The following is a 16,068-nucleotide window of genomic DNA, read 5'->3' as shown; positions in this document are numbered from 1 at the left end:
CGCCGCGCGCCGCGTGGTCGCGGGCCTGCTCGTCGGCGGGCCCGTCCGGCTCGTCGGAACCCGTGTCCGACGAGGCCGCGCCCGCGTGCGTGTGCGGCTCGCGCACCCCGCAGCCCGCGTGCGCGTGCGGTGCCGCGCGGTCGATCGTGTGCGGGTGGTCCACCAGGTCCCGGCCCTGCGCGAACGGCACGCCCGACGGCACCAGACCCGCGGCCGCGGTCCACTCGTCCGGCACCTGGCCGGGGTCGTCGGACAGGTCGACGATCTTGTTCTCCGAGTCCACGAGCACCACGTGCGGCTCGTACGTGCGCGCCTCCGCGTCGGACATCACCCCGTAGGCGATGAGGATCACCACGTCGCCCGGGTGCACCAGGTGCGCCGCGGCGCCGTTGATGCACACCTGCCCCGACCCGGCCTCGCCCGCGATCGCGTACGTGGTCAGGCGCGCGCCGTTCGTCACGTCGACGATGTCCACCTGCTGCCCGGGCAGCAGGTCCGCCGCGGCGAGCAGGTCCGCGTCCACCGTGACGGAGCCGACGTAGTGCAGGTCCGCCTGCGTGACCGTCGCGCGGTGGATCTTGCCCGTCATCATCGTGCGCATCAGCGTCGTCATGCCCGGTCCCCCAGGGTCACCGTCGTGTTGTCGATCAGCCGCGTCGAGCCCACGCGCGCGGCCAGGAGCAGCAGGGCCTCGCCCACGTGCTCGTCGCCCGCGGGCGTGAAGTCGTCCGGGTGCACCAGCGCGACGTAGTCCACGTCGTCGACGCCCGCGGCCGCGAGCGCGGTGCGCGCGGCGTCGAGCACCGCACCGGGTGCGGCACCCGTGAGCGCGACCTCGCTCCCCGCGCGCAGCGCCGCGGGCAGGCCGAGCGCACGACGACGGTCGTCGGCCGACAGGTAGGCGTTCCGGCTGGACAGGGCCACGCCGTCGTCGTCGCGCACCAGCGGCACGCCCACCACCTCGACCGGGACGTCCAGGTCCCGGACCATGCGCCGGACGGCCGCGAGCTGCTGCGCGTCCTTGCGACCGAACAGCGCGACGTCGGGGCGCGTGAGGTGCAGCAGCTTGAGCACCACGGTCAGCACGCCGTCCAGGTGACCGGGCCGCGACTCGCCCTCCAGCACGTCGCCGATCGCACCCGCGGCCACGCGGACCACCGGGTCGCCGTCCGGGTACACGTCCTGCGGGCCCGGCGCGAACACCACGTCGTCGGCACCCAGCAGCCCCGGCCCGGACAGCAGGTCCAGGTCGCCCTCGAGGTCCCGCGGGTAGCGCGACAGGTCCTCGCTGGGGGCGAACTGCAGCGGGTTGACGAAGATCGTCACCACCACGCGCTCCGCGAGCGTGCGCGCGTGCCGCACCAGGGACAGGTGACCGGCGTGCAGCGCACCCATCGTCATGACGACGGCCGTGCCGTGCGGGCGGCCCGTGCGCGCGCGCGGCGCGGAGGACAGCGCGGCAGCGAGCTCCGTGCGGGTGCGCGCGAGCGTCGGTGTGCCGACGACGGTGGTCATGCGTCCTCCTGCGGGCCCGTGGGCCCGTCGTCCGGGTGGGGGTCGAGCGGCGCGTCGTCGCTCCCCTGCTGCAACGATCCCGCATCGCCGGGCATGCCCGCGACCTCGGGCCGCGTGACGGAGGCGACAGCGAGCGCGTCGAGCACGTCCGCGGCGGCCGGCTCGGGCAGCAGGCCGGCGGCCAGCGCACGTGCTCCCGCGGCCCGCGCGAGCGTCCGGTAGGCCGCCGGGACGTCCGGCGCGCCCGCGTGCACCGCGAACGCGTCCAGCACGGCCAGGTGCTCACGGACCGTGCCGACGTCTCCGCGGCGCACCGGCCCCGTCAGCGCACCGATCGCGCCGGGGCCCTGGGCCCGGTCCGTCGGGGCGCCCTCGGCGGTGGACTCGGCGCGCAGCGCGCCGTCGAGCGCGGCCTCGAGCAGCGGCGTCAGCATCCGGCCCGGGTCGGGCACGCCCGCGGCAGCGAGGGCCTGCGCCGCCTGCGCGACCAGCACCACCAGGTGGTTCGCACCGTGCGCGAGCGCCGCGTGGTACAGCCCGCGCGCGGACTCGTCCAGCACCGTGGGCTCGCCGCCCACCTCGACCGCGAGCGCCTGGCCGATCGGCAGCACGGGCGTGGGACCCGTCACCGCGAACGGGCAGCCGACCAGGCGCGCCACGTCCAGCGAGGTGCCCGTGAACGTCATCGCGGGGTGGATGGCCAGCGGGATCACGCCCGCGAGCCGCGCGGGCTCGAGCACCCCGACGCCGTACCGACCCGACGTGTGCACGACGATCTGCCCCGCCTGCCACGCGCCGAGGTCGGCCAGGCCCTGCACCAGCGGGCCCAGCGCGTCGTCGGGGACGGTCAGCAGCACCAGCTCGGCACGCCGCACCACCTCCGGCACCTCGAGCACCGGCACGCCGGGCAGCAGGTCCTCGACGCGCTCACGCGACGCCTGCGAGACCGCGGACGCGCCCACCACCGGGTGGCCTGCGGCGCGCAGCGCGCTGCCCAGCACCGCACCGACGCGTCCCGCGCCGACCACCCCGACCCCGAGCCGACCCGGCCTCCGGTCAGCGGTCACGCCGTGCCCCGCATCCACAGCTCGGGACCCGCGGACGCACGTGCGGTGCGGGCCCGCTCCGCCTGCTCGTCGAGCAGCGCGGCCGCGGCCTTCGCCTCCAGGTGGTCCACGCGGGGGCTCACGGGCCCGGGCGTGGAGTGCACCACGAACGACGCGAGGCCGAGCCGGCGCTGCAGCGGGCCTTGGTCCAGGCCGAGCGACTGCGTGCGCTCGTGCGGCACCACGTCCACGTTCCGCACCAGCCGTCCCGAGCGGGAGATCAGCGCGGTGCGCGTCACGCGCACGCCCCGCCGCCGCCAGCCGATCGGGTCCAGCCAGCGTGCGCTGCGCGGCGACGTGATGAACCCGCCGTCGTCGTCCATGCCGGACATCGCGGTGTTGATGAGCTCCCACGGGTCCTCGACGCCCAGGTCCGGCAGCACCAGCCAGAGCGCGGCGGCGGCCTCCTGGCGCGTCGCGACCGGGTGCAGCACGGTCGCGCGCGCCGCGTCGTCACCGGTGCCGTAGCCCGCGACGTTGATCTGGACGCGCCACCAGTCAGGTCCGCGCCACCACAGGCTCTGCGTGAGGCGCACCGCCTGGACCCGCCCGGGCGGCACGGTCTGGGCGCGCTGCTCGGTCAGGCCGTGCCGCAGCCGGATGCCGTCCGGCGACCACGCCGCACGGAACCCGGCACCCGAGTTGACCCGGCCCCACAGCGCGCCGACGAACCCGAGCGCCGCGGGCAGCAGCGCGAACAGGGGGCCGGCCTCCTGCGCGATCAGCGCCCCGGCCACCACGGCCACCAGCATGACGACGAGCCCCACCACGCCGGCGCTGCGCAGCGTCGAGACGAGCAGGCGCGACATCGGGACGGTGTAGACCTCGCGCTCGGGGGCCTCCTCGAAGCCGGGCACACGCCCCGTCGGCACGGCAGCGGTCGGCTCGCCCCCGGGCAGGGGGACGGCGGGCGCGTCGGCAGCGGACGGGTTCGTCGTCGGGCGGCGCAGACCCGCCGCGAGCGCGAGCAGCTCGCTGCGCAACGCCTGCGCGTCGGGCTCCCGCAGGTAGGCGAGCGAGACGGCCGACCCGGACCCGCCCGCGACCTCGAGGCGCAGGTCCGCCAGCCCGAACAGGCGCGCGAGCAGCGGCTGCACCACGTCCACGGCCTGCAGCCGGTCCAGGCGCGCCTGGCGCTGCTGCCGGAAGACGAGGCCCGACCGGTAGTGCACCGCCTCGTCGGTCACGGCGTACCGGGTCATCCGCCAGGCCAGGCCCGAGTAGGCGAAGCCCACGACCCCGACCAGCAGCACCAGCCCGACCGCGAAGAGCCAGCCGCGGCCCGCGAGCAGGTCGGAGGCCGCGCGCACGTCGTCGGCGAACTGGTAGCTCGCGAACGCGACCACCGCGACGATCGCCTTCCACCCCTTGAGCGCCGGGGTCACGGGGTGCATGCGGCGCCACGCGTCGGCGGGGACGGCCTCGTCGGCCTCGACCACCTGGTCGTCGGTCTTCACAGCCCCGCCAGCCGGGCCTCACCGCGGGACGCGAGCCGGTCCCGCAGGCGGGCGGCCTCCGCGGGCGGCAGGCCCTCGATCGACGCGGTGGTCTGCGGCGACGCCGTGTGCAGCTGCACGGACGCGATCTTGAACGCGCGCGCGACCGGTCCCGCGGTCACGTCCACGTACTGCATGCGGCCGTACGGCACCACGACGAGCGAGCGGAACAGGATGCCGCGGCGCACCAGCAGGTCGTCGGCGCGCTCCGCGTACGCGAGCGCGCCGACCTGACGCCGGACGAGCAGCGCACCCCACAGCGTGAACGCGGCGACGATCCCGAACGGGAGCCACAGCCACGGCTGCGGGATGACGACCGCGAGCAGCGCGAGCACGGCGAGCACCGGGACGAGCCAGACCGCCATCACGGTGAGGCGCGCGCGTGCGAGGCGCGGCGACACCGGGGTCCAGGTCACGTCGGTGGGGTCGAACGGGGCGCTCGCGCGCGTCGGGCCGTCGGTCATGCGCCCATCCTCCCACCGGGCGCCGACCGCCGGACGTGCCTCACGTCGCGGTCACCTGCGGCGGGACCTCGGGCTCCTCCTGCTCGGGCGGGGGGACGCGGCAGAACCACTCGACCACGAGCCCGGTCACCGCGAGCACCACGGCGCCGGCCGTGGCGGCGCCGGCGGCCACGGCCCGCAGGCCGTTCCCGGGCGTCGCGAGGTCCAGCAGCACGACGATCGTCTGGCCGCCGTACCAGCCCGCCAGGAGCGCACCCGTGTAGCAGGAGGCCTTCGCGAGCACCGCGGTGCGCGCGGCGCGGATCGGGTTCAGGTCCGGCCGCTTCCCCCGGAGGAACTGCCGGACGGCCCAGCCCATCGAGAGCACCACGCCGGCGATCAGCAGCTCGACCGCGACCACGAGCCACGGCACCTGTGGCGGCAGCGCCCCCTGGCCGTCCGCCGCGTCGAGCACGATCCACGTCGCGGCGGCGACACCCAGCGCGACCGCCAGGAGCGTCTGCCAACGCGTGCGGCGCATCACGGCCCCGACGGCGTGGGGGGCGGGAAGCCGGTCACGTCACGCACGCGCTCGGGGTCGAGCGGGTGCGCGGCCGCGGCCGGCTGATCCGGGTGCAGCTCGCGGGAGTAGTGCGCCTGCGGGTGCAGCTCCTGGGAGGCGAAGGCCTGCGGGTGCAGCTCCTGCGAGCTCTGCTGCTGCGGGTGCTCGGGCTCGGGCTGGGCCGAGGGCACGGGCGCGGTCAGCCAGTCCAGCGCGAGCCAGCGCACGCCGTCCCGGTCCGGTGCAGTGGCCGCGAGCGCCGCGACGGGCCCGCCGCCCAGGCCCGGGAGCACCGCGTCGGGGTCGACCTGTGCCCACGGCTGCAGCACGAACGCACGCTCGTGCGCGCGCGGGTGCGGCAGCTCGAGGTCCTCGGTCACGGCCAGCACCGAGCCGTACAGGATCACGTCGACGTCCAGCGTGCGCGGCCCCCAGTGCTCGAGCCGTTCGCGGCCGTGCGCCTGCTCGACCGCCTGCACGGCGTTGAGAAGACCCCGCGCGGACAGCGTGGTGCGCACCAGCAGCACCGCGTTGAGGAAGTCCGGCTGCTCCGGCCCGCCCACCGCGGCGGTCCGGGCGAGCGGCGAGACCTCCACCAGCTCGACACCCGGGGTGCGCGAGATCTGGCCGACGGCCTGGCGCAGCGTCTCCTGCGCGTTGCCCAGGTTCGCGCCGAGCGCGAGCACGGCGTCCACCGGGGCGTCGGGCACGGCGTCGAGCCGGTCGAGGGCCGGTCCAGCGGCCGGGTCACCCACCGGTGCCCCGACGGGTGCGGCGGCCTCGGCGGACCACGCGTCCTGCGGCACGGGCTCGACGACGCGGGTCTCCTGCAGCTCGGGCACGACGAACGCGGTGGTCGGCTGCTCGTCGGGCGCGGGTCCCGCAGGTCCGGCGTCGAGGAGACCCCCGGCCGGTGCGGCGGCCGCTCCCAGGGGCATCGGGACCAGGGGCGGCACCACGGGTCCGGCGGCGAACGCGGCACCGGCGACCGGCATCTGCGACGTGCGCGGGTGCCCGGCAGGTGCGTCGTCGGGCCGCGCTGCCGTGGCCGCGGCGGCGCCGGACGCCGCGGACGCCTCGGGCGGGAGGTACGGCTCAGCCGCGGGCAGCTTGGTCCGGTCGCGCCGGATCGCGACCACCACGTCGCCGAACGGCACGGGGATCGGGGCCTGCGGCTTGTGCACCGCGACGTCCACGGTGTGCACCGTGCCGTCCGCGAGCACGGTCGCGGCGATGCGCTCGGCGAGCGTCTCGATCAGGTCGTACGCCGGGCCCTCGACCACCGCGACGACGCGCGTGGCCAACGTGCCGTAGTCGAGCGTGCGCGTGAGGTCGTCGCTCGCGGCCGCGCGACGCGTGTCCAGGTGCACCACCACGTCCACGGAGAACGTCTGCCCCTCGCGGCGCTCGTGCTCGAACACGCCGTGGTACCCCGTCGCCGTGACCCCGGTCAGCCGGATCTGGTCCAGGCGGTGGCCCTGCGCATCGGTCACCGGGACGATCGCGTCGCTCACCGCGCCTCCTCGTCGTTCGTCGCTCGCTCGCTCGTCGTGCGGGAGCCACCCTGCCACGCCGCGGCCACGCGTACGGCGTCCGACGACGAGCGCACGTCATGCACGCGCACGCACCACGCCCCCGCCACGGCCGCCAGGGCGCTGATCGCGGCGGTCGCGTGGTCCCGCTGGGCCGGTGGCACGGGCTCGTGGTCGGGGCCCGCGAGCAGGTGGCCCAGGAACCGCTTGCGGCTCGCACCCACCAGCACCGGGAACCCGTCGGCCACGAGCTCCGGCAGGCGCGCGAGCAGCGGCCAGTTGCTGGCGCCCGGCTTGGCGAAGCCGAGGCCCGGGTCGAGCACCACCTGCTCGTCGCGCACGCCCGCGACGCGCAACGCGGCCACGCGCTGCGCGAGCTCCCGGCGCACGTCCGTGACCACGTCCTCGTAGTCGTCGAGCTCGTCCATGACGTCCGCGTGCCCGCGCCAGTGCATCGCCACGTACGCCACCCCGGTCGTCGCGACGACGCCGTACATCTCGTCGTCCGCGAGCCCGCCGGACACGTCGTTCACGACGAGCGCGCCCGCCCCGACCGCCGCGCGCGCCACCTGGGCGCGCGTGGTGTCGACGCTGACCGCGGCCCCACGGCGCACCAGCTCCTCGATCACGGGCAGCACGCGCGCGCGCTCCTCGTCCACCGGCACCCGCCGCGCACCGGGCCGGGTGGACTCCCCGCCCACGTCCAGCAGGTCGGCACCCTGCTCGAGCAGCGTCATGCCGTGCGCGACCGCCGCGGCGGGCGTGAACCAGCGGCCGCCGTCGGAGAACGAGTCAGGCGTCACGTTCACCACGCCCATGACGAGCGTGCGGCCCGGCGCGCGCAGGGCCGGGGGCAGCACGGCGGGACCGACGACGCTCACGGGCCGAGCGTAGGCGCTCACCCGGACGGCGGGTGTCGGTGGGCCGTCCTACGCTGCGCGGGTCGGCACCAATCGCAACGGCGCGGGTCCGCTCGATGCGCACTTCGCGTCCTCGAACGAGGGAGCACGTCATGCCGCACGGCGACATCACCCACATCGACATCCCGGTCTCGGACAACGCGGCGGGCAGCCGCTTCTACGGCGGCCTGTTCGGCTGGCAGATCGCCGAGGTCCCCGGCTTCGAGGGCTACCCCATGTGGCAGGCCCCCAACAAGATCAGCGGCGGCGGGCTCGCGCCGCGGTCGGCGGACTTCAGCCAGCCGCGCAGCTACGTCGAGGTCGACTCGATCGACGAGTCGCTCGTCAAGGTCACCGAGCTCGGCGGCACGGTCCTGCGCGGCAAGGAGCCCATCGACGAGAACAGCTGGTGGGCCATCTTCCAGGACCCGGACGGCAACGTCATGGGCCTCTACGAGGGAGCCCCCAGCGCCGACTCGTGACCGCCGGACACGGCCGACGCGGCCGCCGAGGCATCTGCGCCGCCCCGCCACGGGGTAGTCGCTGCACCGGCGACAGCCGGAGCAGTCACGTCGCGTGGCGGGGCTCGAGGCGCGCCTGACGTTATGCGGCGGCCACGACCTCGAACTCGGCCGGTTCGGCGGGTCTCGCTCTCGGCCGGTTCGCCCGTACTTCCCTCATCCGGGTGACTCCTATCGGACGAGCGTGGGGGCGACGAGCCCGGTCGCGCCCCGGGGATCAGGCGGCGAGCATGGCCAGGCCGATGGACCCGACCATGGCCAGGACCGCCACGGCCGCGACGACCAGCAGCACCGTGCGCGAACGCATGAACCTCACGGCCGCTCCTCGGGCTCGTCGGACGTGGCCTCGCCGGCGGCGCCGACCTGCTCGGCGGCCAGGCGCGGCTCGGTGCGGCGCTCGGGACGGAAGCCCGACTTGTCGGCGTAGAACGCGCGGACGACGTCCATGTCCGCGCGCACGTCGCCGGTGAGCCGGATCGTCGGGCCCAGGCCGGTCGTCATGGTCGTGCGGTCGACGTAGCCGAGCGTCACGCCCCAGCCGGTCTCGCGTGCGATGCGGTAGAAGCCCGACTTCCAGCCCTGGCCGCTGCGGGTGCCCTCGGGCGTGACCACCAGGTAGAACCGCTCGCCGCTCCGCACGCGGGCCACCAGGTCGTCGACCAGGCCGGCGGGGTCGCGGCGGTCCACCGGGATGCCGCCGAGGCCGCGCATGAGCGGGCCGGCGACGCCGGTGAAGAGCGTGTGCTTGCCGAGCCAGCGGAACGGGATGCCCTGCTCCCACGCGATCCCGAGCATCAGGACGAAGTCCCAGTTCGAGGTGTGCGGGGCGCCGATGAGGATGCCCGCGCCGTCGTGCGGCGGGCGTTCGGTCACCAGGTGCCAGCGGCTGATCCGCCAGAAGGTGCGCGCGGCGGCGCGTCGCAGGTCCACGGGCGTCAGCGCGCGTGGATGAGGCTCATCGCCTCGGCGCGGGTCGCGACGTCACGCATCTGCCCCCGCACGGCGGACGTGACCGTCCGCGAGCCGGGCTTGCGGACGCCGCGCATGGACATGCACAGGTGCTCGCACTCGACCACGACGATGACACCGCGCGGCTGCAGCGTCGCGACCATGGCGTCCGCGATCTGCGCGGTGAGCCGCTCCTGCACCTGAGGGCGACGCGCGTACACGTCCACCAGGCGCGCGAGCTTGGACAGGCCCGTGATGCGCCCGTCCACGCCGGGGATGTACCCCACGTGCGCGACGCCGTGGAACGGCACCAGGTGGTGCTCGCACGTCGAGTACACCTCGATGTCCTTGACCAGCACCATCTCCTCGTGGCCGAGGTCGAACGTGGTGGTCAGGACGTCCTGCGGCGTCATCCGCAGCCCCGCGAAGACCTCGCGGTAGGCCCGCGCGACTCGTGCGGGGGTGTCCTGCAGGCCCTCGCGCTCGGGGTCCTCGCCGACCGCGATCAGCAGCTCGCGGATCGCGGCCTCGGCGCGCGCCTGGTCGTACTCGCCCACCGCGCCCGTGGGGGCGGAGATCGGGTCGACCATCACGGGGCCCCGGGCGTCTCGGCCGGGGGGACCTCGATGGTCTTGACCGGCGGGCGGTCGGGGTTGGCCGCCGCGGCCTCGTCCTCGGGGACCACCGCGTGGCCGTTCTGCTCGGCCAGCTCGGCGGGCGTCAGCACCGGCGGACGGTCGGAGACCGCGCGCTGGTCGCTCGACAGCCACACCTGACGCGGCTCGCGCTTGACGACGGGCTTGAAGATCTCCGCGAGCTGCTCGGCGTTCAGCGTCTCCTTCTCCAGGAGCTCGAGCACGAGCGCGTCGAGCACGTCCCGGTACTCGATGAGGATCTCCCACGCCTCGTGGTGCGCCTGGTCCATGAGCGCACGCACCTCGGCGTCGATCCGGCCCGCGACGTCCTCGGAATAGTCGCGCTGGTGACCCATGTCGCGGCCCAGGAACACCTCGCCGGAGTCCTGACCCAGGCGGATGGCGCCCAGCGTGCTGCTCATGCCGAACTGCGTGATCATGCGGCGCGCGGTCGCGGTCGCCTTCTCGATGTCGTTGCCCGCACCCGTGGTCGGGTCGTGGAACACGAGCTCCTCGGCCACGCGACCGCCCATGGCGTACGCGAGCTGGTCGAGCAGCTCGTTGCGCGTGATCGAGTACTTGTCCTCGAGCGGCATGACCATCGTGTAGCCCAGCGCGCGGCCGCGCGGCAGGATCGTCACCTTGGTCACCGGGTCGGTGTAGCGCAGCGCCGCCGCCACCAGGGCGTGCCCGCCCTCGTGGTACGCGGTGAGCTTCTGCTCCTTGATGTTCATGACGCGCGTGCGCTTCTGCGGGCCCGCGACCACGCGGTCGATCGCCTCGTCGAGCGCGTGGTCGTCGATGATCTGCGCGTTCTTGCGCGCGGTGAGCAGCGCCGCCTCGTTGAGCACGTTCGCCAGGTCCGCACCGGTGAAGCCCGGGGTGCGCCGCGCGACCGCGGTGAGGTCCACGTGCGGCGCCATCGGCTTGCCCTGCGCGTGCACCGTGAGGATGCGCTCGCGACCCTTGAGGTCCGGGGGCTCCACGGCCACCTGGCGGTCGAACCGGCCCGGCCGCAGCAGCGCGGGGTCCAGGATGTCCGGCCGGTTGGTCGCGGCGATGAGGATGACGTTCGTCTTGACGTCGAAGCCGTCCATCTCCACGAGCATCTGGTTCAGCGTCTGCTCGCGCTCGTCGTGCCCGCCACCCAGGCCCGCACCACGGTGCCGGCCGACCGCGTCGATCTCGTCGACGAAGATGATGGCCGGGCTGTTCTCCTTGGCCTGCTGGAACAGGTCCCGCACGCGGCTGGCGCCGACGCCGACGAACATCTCGACGAAGTCCGAGCCCGAGATCGAGTAGAACGGCACGCCCGCCTCGCCCGCGACCGCGCGCGCCAGCAGGGTCTTGCCGGTCCCGGGCGGGCCGTACAGCAGCACGCCCTTGGGGATCTTGGCGCCGACCGCCTGGAACTTGGCCGGCTCGGACAGGAACTCCTTGATCTCCGTGAGCTCCTCGACCGCCTCGTCGACGCCCGCGACGTCCGCGAACGTGACCTGCGGCGACTCCTTGGAGACCAGCTTGGCGCGCGACTTGCCGAAGCTCATGACGCGCGAGCCGCCGCCCTGCATGTTCGCCATCAGGAACCAGAAGATCGCCAGGATGATGATGAACGGCAGCACCAGCGACAGCAGGCTGCTCCACCACGACGTCTGCGGGTTCGAGGACGTGAAGCCCTTCGGCAGGTCCGCGCCCTGCACGGCCTCCACCACGGTCTCGCCCTGCGGTGCGACGTACTGGAACTGGACGCGCTTGCCGTAGTTGTCGTCGCCCTTGACGAAGTCGTCCTTGAGCGTGAGCTCGACGCGCTGCACGCCGTCGGTGATCTTGGCCTGCTCGACCTTGTCCTGCGCGAGCAGCGCGAGCCCGTCGGACGTGTCGATCGACTTCACGGAGGGCTGCGTGAGCGTGCTCACGCCGATCCACAGCAGCACGACGGCCAGGGCGATCCACAGGAAGGGACCGCGAACGAGGCGCTTGAGGTTCATAGGCTTTCGGGGCGCTGGCCCCGCACCCTCCTGCTCGGGCAGCTGTCGGACGGACTGATCGGACGAACGTACACGCTGGTTCCGTCGTTCCCGGCGCCTGTTCGCGCAGGGCCGACGGGCCCGAGGTCGCGGCCGGCTCGCGGCCCGCGCGCGTCCGTGGCGGGCGTCAGGCCCCGTACACGTGCGGCGCGAGCGTCCCGACGAACGGCAGGTTGCGGTACTTCTCCGCGTAGTCGAGCCCGTACCCGATGACGAACTCCGACGGGATGTCGAACCCGACGTACCGGACGTCGACCTCGACCTTGGCCGCGTCGGGCTTGCGCAGCATCGTCGCGATCTCGACCGACGCGGGGCCGCGGCTGCGCAGGTTGGAGACCAGCCAGGACAGCGTCAGGCCGGAGTCGATGATGTCCTCGACGATGAGCACGTGCTGACCCGTGAGGTCGGTGTCCAGGTCCTTGAGGATCCGCACGACGCCCGAGGACTTGGTGCCCGACCCGTACGACGAGACGGCCATCCAGTCCATCGCGACCGGGGAGTGCAGGCGGCGCGCGAGGTCGGCCATGACCATCACCGCACCCTTGAGCACGCCCACCAGCAGCACGTCCTTGCCGGCGTAGTCCGTGTCGATCTGTGCCGCGATCTCGTCGAGCCGCGCGTGCAGCTGCTCCTGCGAGAGCAGGACCTTCTCGAGGTCGTCTCCCATGTCCGCCGGGTCCACAGCCGCTCCTGTCACGCGTCGTCCGTGCCGGCCGCGGTGCGGGCCGGCGGCCTCAGGCGTCGGCCGGCGGCACCGTACGGTCGTCCGCCGGCTCGTCGTCGGGCCCGACGACAAGCGTGCCACAGGCGCGGCGCGCCACCAGCCGCCCCGGCAGCGCGACGGGACCCTGCCCGTGCCAGTGCGTGAGCAGCCGGTCCATCGCGAGGACGTGCGTGCGGGTGAGGCTGCCCGCGGGTGCGCCCGCGGCGACCGCGGCCCGGCGCAGCGCGCGCCGTCGCACCGCGTCCGGCACACCCTCGAGCGCGCAGACGTCCACGACGACGGGCCCCGACCCTCCCGGACGCAGCGCCGCCCCCAGCGCGGCCTCGGCGTGCCCGTCGAGCGCGTCGGCGTCCTCGCGCAGCTGGTCGGCGGTGCGCGCGAGCGCGTGCGCGACCCCCGGTCCCAGCACACGTTCCAGCACGGGCAGCACCTCGGCGCGCACCCGGCTGCGCAACGGGTCGCCCGGTGCGCCGCGGTTGGTCGGGTCCTGCCACGGGTCGAGGCCGAGCTCCGCGCACACCGCCGCGGTGTCCTGCCGGGTGAGCCCGAGCAGCGGCCGGCGCAGCACGCCGCGGACCCGCGGCATCCCCGCGAGCGCACGCGCACCCGAGCCGCGCGCGAGGCCCAGCAGCACCGTCTCGGCCTGGTCGTCGAGCGTGTGGCCCAGCAGCACCGCGGACGCACCCAGGCGCGCGGCCTCGGCGTCGAGCGCCGCGTACCGCGCGGTGCGCGCGGCGGCCTCGGGGCCGCCCGGTCCGGCCGCGTCCACGCGCACCACGGCGACCGGGTCGAGCCCGAGCGCGCGGCACTGCGCGGCCGCCCGGTGCGCCACCTCGTCGGACCCCGGCTGCAGCCCGTGGTCCACGACGACCGCACCCGCACGCCGTCCGGTGCGCGGCACCGCGAACGCCGCCGCGGCCGCCAGCGCGAGCGAGTCCGTGCCACCCGAGCACGCGACCAGCACCAGCGCGTCATCGGGCAGGTCGGCCACCGCAGCCGTCACCGCGCTGCGCGCCGCGGCGACCCGCGGGTGCGGCCCGGGCACGGAACCCGGGCTCAGCCGTGCACCCGGCGCACCCACGCGGCCGGGTCGGCGATCTCGGCGGCGGTGGGCAGGTGCTCGGGCGCGGCCCACACGGCGTTGGCCGCGGCGATGCCGACGCGCGAGCGCACGGCCCGGACGAACACCGCGCCGTCGCGGTACTGCGCGAGCTTCTCGTCCATGCCGAGCACGCGGCGCACCACGCGCTGCGCTCCGCGCGAGCGCGCGCCCGACTCGCGGCGCGCCTCGAACCGCCGGCGGATCTGGCGCACCGAGGGCACCACCGTCCGCCCGACGGCGTCCATGGTCACGTCGGCGTGCCCCTCGAGCAGGGCCATGACCGCGCCGACCTCGTCGAACAGCGTGCGCTGCTCCGCGGTCAGCACGTCGAGCACCGAGCCGGCGCCCGACACGGCCCGCCGCACACCCGCCGCGACGGTCTCGAGCGACTGCTCCTGCTCGTCGGCGAGCCCCGCGAGCAGCCGCGCGGACCGGTCCCGCAGGTGCGCGGCCAGCCAGGGCGCCGCCGCGAACTGCAGCGCATGCGTCTGCTCGTGCAGCGCGACCCAGAGCCGGAAGTCCGCGGGGTCCACGCGCAGCGCACGCTGCACCTCGAGCACGTTGGGCGCGACCAGCAGCAGCCGGCCCTCGCCCGGGGCGTCCGCCGGCGCACCGGGGGCGGGCGTGAACGGGTCGAACTGGCCCAGCACCTTGCCGGACAGCAGCGCGAGCACCGCGCCCACCTGCACACCGGCGAGCGCGCGCCGACGCGGCGAGGCCTGGTGCGCCGGGACCGTGACGTCCGCGGCCATCGTCGCGAACACGCGCGCGTTCGCGTGCGCCCACCCGGCGCGGTCCACGACGATCACGCGCGAGATGTCCGCGGCCGCGCGGCCGTCCGCGGGAGCCAGGCGCGTGGTGCGGACCACGTGCTCGGCCGCGACGCCCGCGGCCGACCGCAGACCCTCGACGAGCGCGGTGAGCTCCTCGCGTGAGTCGACCGGGCCCGGACGCGCCGCGCGCGCACCCACGCGGGCGGCGACGTCCCAGTCCACCGGCCCCGTCGTCGCGCTCATGGCGTCACGGTAACCCGGGGCTCAGCCCGAGCAGCCGCAGCCCTGGAGCGCTGTGACGAAGCGGTCGATCGCCTGCCGAGCGGCGAACGGGCCGTCCGCCTTGGGGTGCGTGACCAGCACCGCGAACACCAGCTGGCGGCCCTGCTCGTCGGTCACGGTGCCCGCGAGACCCTTGACGCCCGCGAGGCTGCCGGTCTTGGCCCGGACCAGTCCGCGTGCGGGCGACTCGAGGTAGCGGTCGTCGAGCGTGCCCGTGAGCCCCGCGATGGGCAGGCCGACGGCGACGGCGCGCAGCGTGGGCTGGTCGGGGTCCATCACCAGCTCCACCAGGTCGGTCAGCGTGGAGGGCGTGAGCGCGGAGTCCTCGGCGAGCCCGGACGCATCCGACAGGTGGGCACCCGTGACGTCCACGCCCAGCCGCGCCACGGCACTGAGCACCGCCTTGGTCCCGCCCTCGAAGCTCGCCGGCAGCGACTGGTCGAGCGCGACGTACCGGGACACGACCTCGGTCACGGTGTTGTCCGAGTGCTCGAGGAAGAACTGCACCACCTGTGCGAGCGGTGCCGACTCGACGCTCGCCAGCGGCGTCGCACCCGAGGGCGCCGTACCGCGCGTGGGTGTGCCGGTGACCGTGATGCCCGCCTCCTCGAGCCGCTTCGCGAAGTCGGCGGCAGCGGCCAGCGCGGGGTCGGCGTGCCGGGGCGGGTACTCGAGGTCGGTGCGCGTGGCACCGACGTGCACCGCGAGCGCCGTCACGGGCGCGACGTAGCCGAGGTCCAGGTCGCCGTCGTCCCAGCCCGGGCTCACCGCGGGACCCGTGAACAGCGTGTCGTCCACGCGCAGCGTGACCTCGGTGAGGCCTGCGAGCGTCAGCTGGCGGGCGGCCGCGCGTGCCAGGTCGCCCAGCCCCGCCCGGCCGTCCACGGCGGTCGGGTCGCCCTCGTCGGGCGCGAGCATCATGTCCCCGCCGCCGACGAGCACGACCGAACCGTCCGAGCCGCGCACCACGCTCGTCGTCCGCGTCGAGGTGGAGTCCAGCGTGCCGAGCGCCGCGACCGCGGTGACCAGCTTCGCGGTCGACGCGGGCTCGCGCGCGAGGTCCGCGGCGTGCGACGCGAGGACCTCGCCCGTGAGCTGGTCGGCGACCACCACACCCACGCTGCCCAGGTGCTCCTCGGCGACCAGGTCCTTGACCAGCGCGGTCACGGCGTCGGCCGCGGGCTGCGGGGCCTGGGGGTCGAGCGCGCCGAGCGCGGGCACCACGTCACCGGGCAGGACCGCGCCGGGTGCGGTCGGGAAGGGCGCCGGATCGGCGGGCACGGGGTCGAGCGTGACCAGCCCGGGCACCACGTCGTACGCGTCGGCGGCCACGTAGCCGCCGAGGCCGAGCACGACGACGAGCGCCGAGACACCCACGACGCGCGCGCCTGTGGCCATGATCACGCTCCCGACGAAGACCGGGTGGGACGAGTGCCCCGCCGGTGCGTCAGACTATGCGGACGAGACGATGTGACCGTCCCACCGGCGCGCCGGTCACCGATC

At 75.2% G+C, this 16,068-nt stretch carries 15 protein-coding genes and 1 pseudogene; 1 reads left to right on the top strand and 15 read right to left on the bottom strand.

Annotated elements, in window-relative coordinates:
- Window positions 1-157 precede the first annotated feature (157 nt).
- From panD to folP, 8 genes and pseudogenes are all read right to left on the bottom strand, one after another.
- A pseudogene (gene panD / locus CELGI_RS01865) lies at window positions 158-613 on the bottom strand (aspartate 1-decarboxylase); the annotation flags it as partial.
- A complete protein-coding gene (gene panC / locus CELGI_RS01860; RefSeq protein ID WP_013882413.1) occupies window positions 610-1,515 on the bottom strand; it encodes a pantoate--beta-alanine ligase in 906 nt (301 codons plus the stop codon). The pseudogene panD and the gene panC, both read right to left, overlap by 4 nt.
- Window positions 1,512-2,582: a Rossmann-like and DUF2520 domain-containing protein gene (locus tag CELGI_RS01855; RefSeq protein ID WP_013882412.1), complete on the bottom strand. Its 1,071-nt coding sequence runs from the start codon at window positions 2,580-2,582 to the stop codon at window positions 1,512-1,514. Before CELGI_RS01855 ends, panC begins: the two co-directional genes overlap by 4 nt.
- Window positions 2,579-4,078 (bottom strand): PH domain-containing protein, encoded by a 1,500-nt coding sequence (locus CELGI_RS01850; RefSeq protein WP_013882411.1) that lies wholly within the window; start codon window positions 4,076-4,078, stop codon window positions 2,579-2,581. Before CELGI_RS01850 ends, CELGI_RS01855 begins: the two co-directional genes overlap by 4 nt.
- On the bottom strand, window positions 4,075-4,581 hold the full coding sequence (locus CELGI_RS01845) for a PH domain-containing protein (RefSeq protein ID WP_013882410.1): 507 nt from the start codon (window positions 4,579-4,581) through the stop codon (window positions 4,075-4,077). Before CELGI_RS01845 ends, CELGI_RS01850 begins: the two co-directional genes overlap by 4 nt.
- 40 nt (window positions 4,582-4,621) lie before the next feature.
- Entirely contained in the window at window positions 4,622-5,101 is a 480-nt protein-coding gene (locus CELGI_RS01840) for a DUF3180 domain-containing protein (protein ID WP_013882409.1), read from the bottom strand.
- A complete protein-coding gene (gene folK / locus CELGI_RS01835; RefSeq protein ID WP_013882408.1) occupies window positions 5,101-6,636 on the bottom strand; it encodes a 2-amino-4-hydroxy-6-hydroxymethyldihydropteridine diphosphokinase in 1,536 nt (511 codons plus the stop codon). Before folK ends, CELGI_RS01840 begins: the two co-directional genes overlap by 1 nt.
- Window positions 6,633-7,535 carry a dihydropteroate synthase gene (gene folP, locus CELGI_RS01830; RefSeq protein WP_049785503.1) on the bottom strand — a complete coding sequence of 301 codons (903 nt, stop codon included), beginning with the start codon at window positions 7,533-7,535 and terminating at the stop codon, window positions 6,633-6,635. Before folP ends, folK begins: the two co-directional genes overlap by 4 nt.
- 131 nt (window positions 7,536-7,666) lie before the next feature.
- On the opposite strand from folP, the gene CELGI_RS01825 reads away from it, so the two are divergent.
- On the top strand, window positions 7,667-8,035 hold the full coding sequence (locus tag CELGI_RS01825; protein ID WP_013882406.1) for a VOC family protein: 369 nt from the start codon (window positions 7,667-7,669) through the stop codon (window positions 8,033-8,035).
- 351 nt (window positions 8,036-8,386) lie between these two features.
- On the opposite strand, the gene CELGI_RS01820 is transcribed toward CELGI_RS01825, so the two are convergent.
- The 7 genes from CELGI_RS01820 to dacB all read right to left on the bottom strand — a co-directional run bounded on the left by CELGI_RS01820 (window position 8,387) and on the right by dacB (window position 15,963).
- Window positions 8,387-9,004 carry a 1-acyl-sn-glycerol-3-phosphate acyltransferase gene (locus CELGI_RS01820; protein ID WP_013882404.1) on the bottom strand — a complete coding sequence of 206 codons (618 nt, stop codon included), beginning with the start codon at window positions 9,002-9,004 and terminating at the stop codon, window positions 8,387-8,389.
- 5 nt (window positions 9,005-9,009) lie between these two features.
- Window positions 9,010-9,612, bottom strand: a complete 603-nt coding sequence (gene folE / locus CELGI_RS01815) for a GTP cyclohydrolase I FolE (RefSeq protein WP_013882403.1) — start codon at window positions 9,610-9,612, stop codon at window positions 9,010-9,012.
- Entirely contained in the window at window positions 9,612-11,645 is a 2,034-nt protein-coding gene (gene ftsH / locus CELGI_RS01810; RefSeq protein ID WP_013882402.1) for an ATP-dependent zinc metalloprotease FtsH, read from the bottom strand. Before ftsH ends, folE begins: the two co-directional genes overlap by 1 nt.
- Before the next feature lie 166 nt (window positions 11,646-11,811).
- Window positions 11,812-12,366, bottom strand: a complete 555-nt coding sequence (hpt, locus tag CELGI_RS01805; protein WP_013882401.1) for a hypoxanthine phosphoribosyltransferase — start codon at window positions 12,364-12,366, stop codon at window positions 11,812-11,814.
- A 52-nt stretch (window positions 12,367-12,418) separates the two neighbouring features.
- On the bottom strand, window positions 12,419-13,453 hold the full coding sequence (gene tilS, locus CELGI_RS01800; RefSeq protein WP_013882400.1) for a tRNA lysidine(34) synthetase TilS: 1,035 nt from the start codon (window positions 13,451-13,453) through the stop codon (window positions 12,419-12,421).
- Window positions 13,454-13,464: 11 nt separating this feature from the next.
- Window positions 13,465-14,526, bottom strand: coding sequence for a zinc-dependent metalloprotease (locus CELGI_RS01795; protein WP_013882399.1), 1,062 nt, complete (start codon window positions 14,524-14,526; stop codon window positions 13,465-13,467).
- A 21-nt stretch (window positions 14,527-14,547) separates the two neighbouring features.
- Window positions 14,548-15,963 (bottom strand): D-alanyl-D-alanine carboxypeptidase/D-alanyl-D-alanine endopeptidase, encoded by a 1,416-nt coding sequence (dacB, locus tag CELGI_RS01790; protein WP_013882398.1) that lies wholly within the window; start codon window positions 15,961-15,963, stop codon window positions 14,548-14,550.
- Window positions 15,964-16,068 lie beyond the last annotated feature (105 nt).

Origin of the sequence: Cellulomonas gilvus ATCC 13127, from assembly GCF_000218545.1 — a bacterium.
GTDB classification, from domain to species: domain Bacteria; phylum Actinomycetota; class Actinomycetes; order Actinomycetales; family Cellulomonadaceae; genus Cellulomonas; species Cellulomonas gilvus.
Note: the sequence above shows the minus strand (reverse complement) of the source record. Positions and strands in the feature narration are given on the sequence as shown.

Excerpts from the sequence above, each read along its gene's own strand:
- ftsH (WP_013882402.1), bottom strand. The coding sequence starts at position 11,645 with ATGAACCTCAAGCGCCTCGTTCGCGGTCCCTTCCTGTGGATCGCCCTG.
- CELGI_RS01825 (WP_013882406.1), top strand. The coding sequence starts at position 7,667 with ATGCCGCACGGCGACATCACCCACATCGACATCCCGGTCTCGGACAAC.
- CELGI_RS01845 (WP_013882410.1), bottom strand. The coding sequence starts at position 4,581 with ATGACCGACGGCCCGACGCGCGCGAGCGCCCCGTTCGACCCCACCGAC.
- CELGI_RS01840 (WP_013882409.1), bottom strand. The coding sequence starts at position 5,101 with ATGCGCCGCACGCGTTGGCAGACGCTCCTGGCGGTCGCGCTGGGTGTC.
- panC (WP_013882413.1), bottom strand. The coding sequence starts at position 1,515 with ATGACCACCGTCGTCGGCACACCGACGCTCGCGCGCACCCGCACGGAG.
- CELGI_RS01795 (WP_013882399.1), bottom strand. The coding sequence starts at position 14,526 with ATGAGCGCGACGACGGGGCCGGTGGACTGGGACGTCGCCGCCCGCGTG.
- folE (WP_013882403.1), bottom strand. The coding sequence starts at position 9,612 with ATGGTCGACCCGATCTCCGCCCCCACGGGCGCGGTGGGCGAGTACGAC.
- dacB (WP_013882398.1), bottom strand. The coding sequence starts at position 15,963 with ATGGCCACAGGCGCGCGCGTCGTGGGTGTCTCGGCGCTCGTCGTCGTG.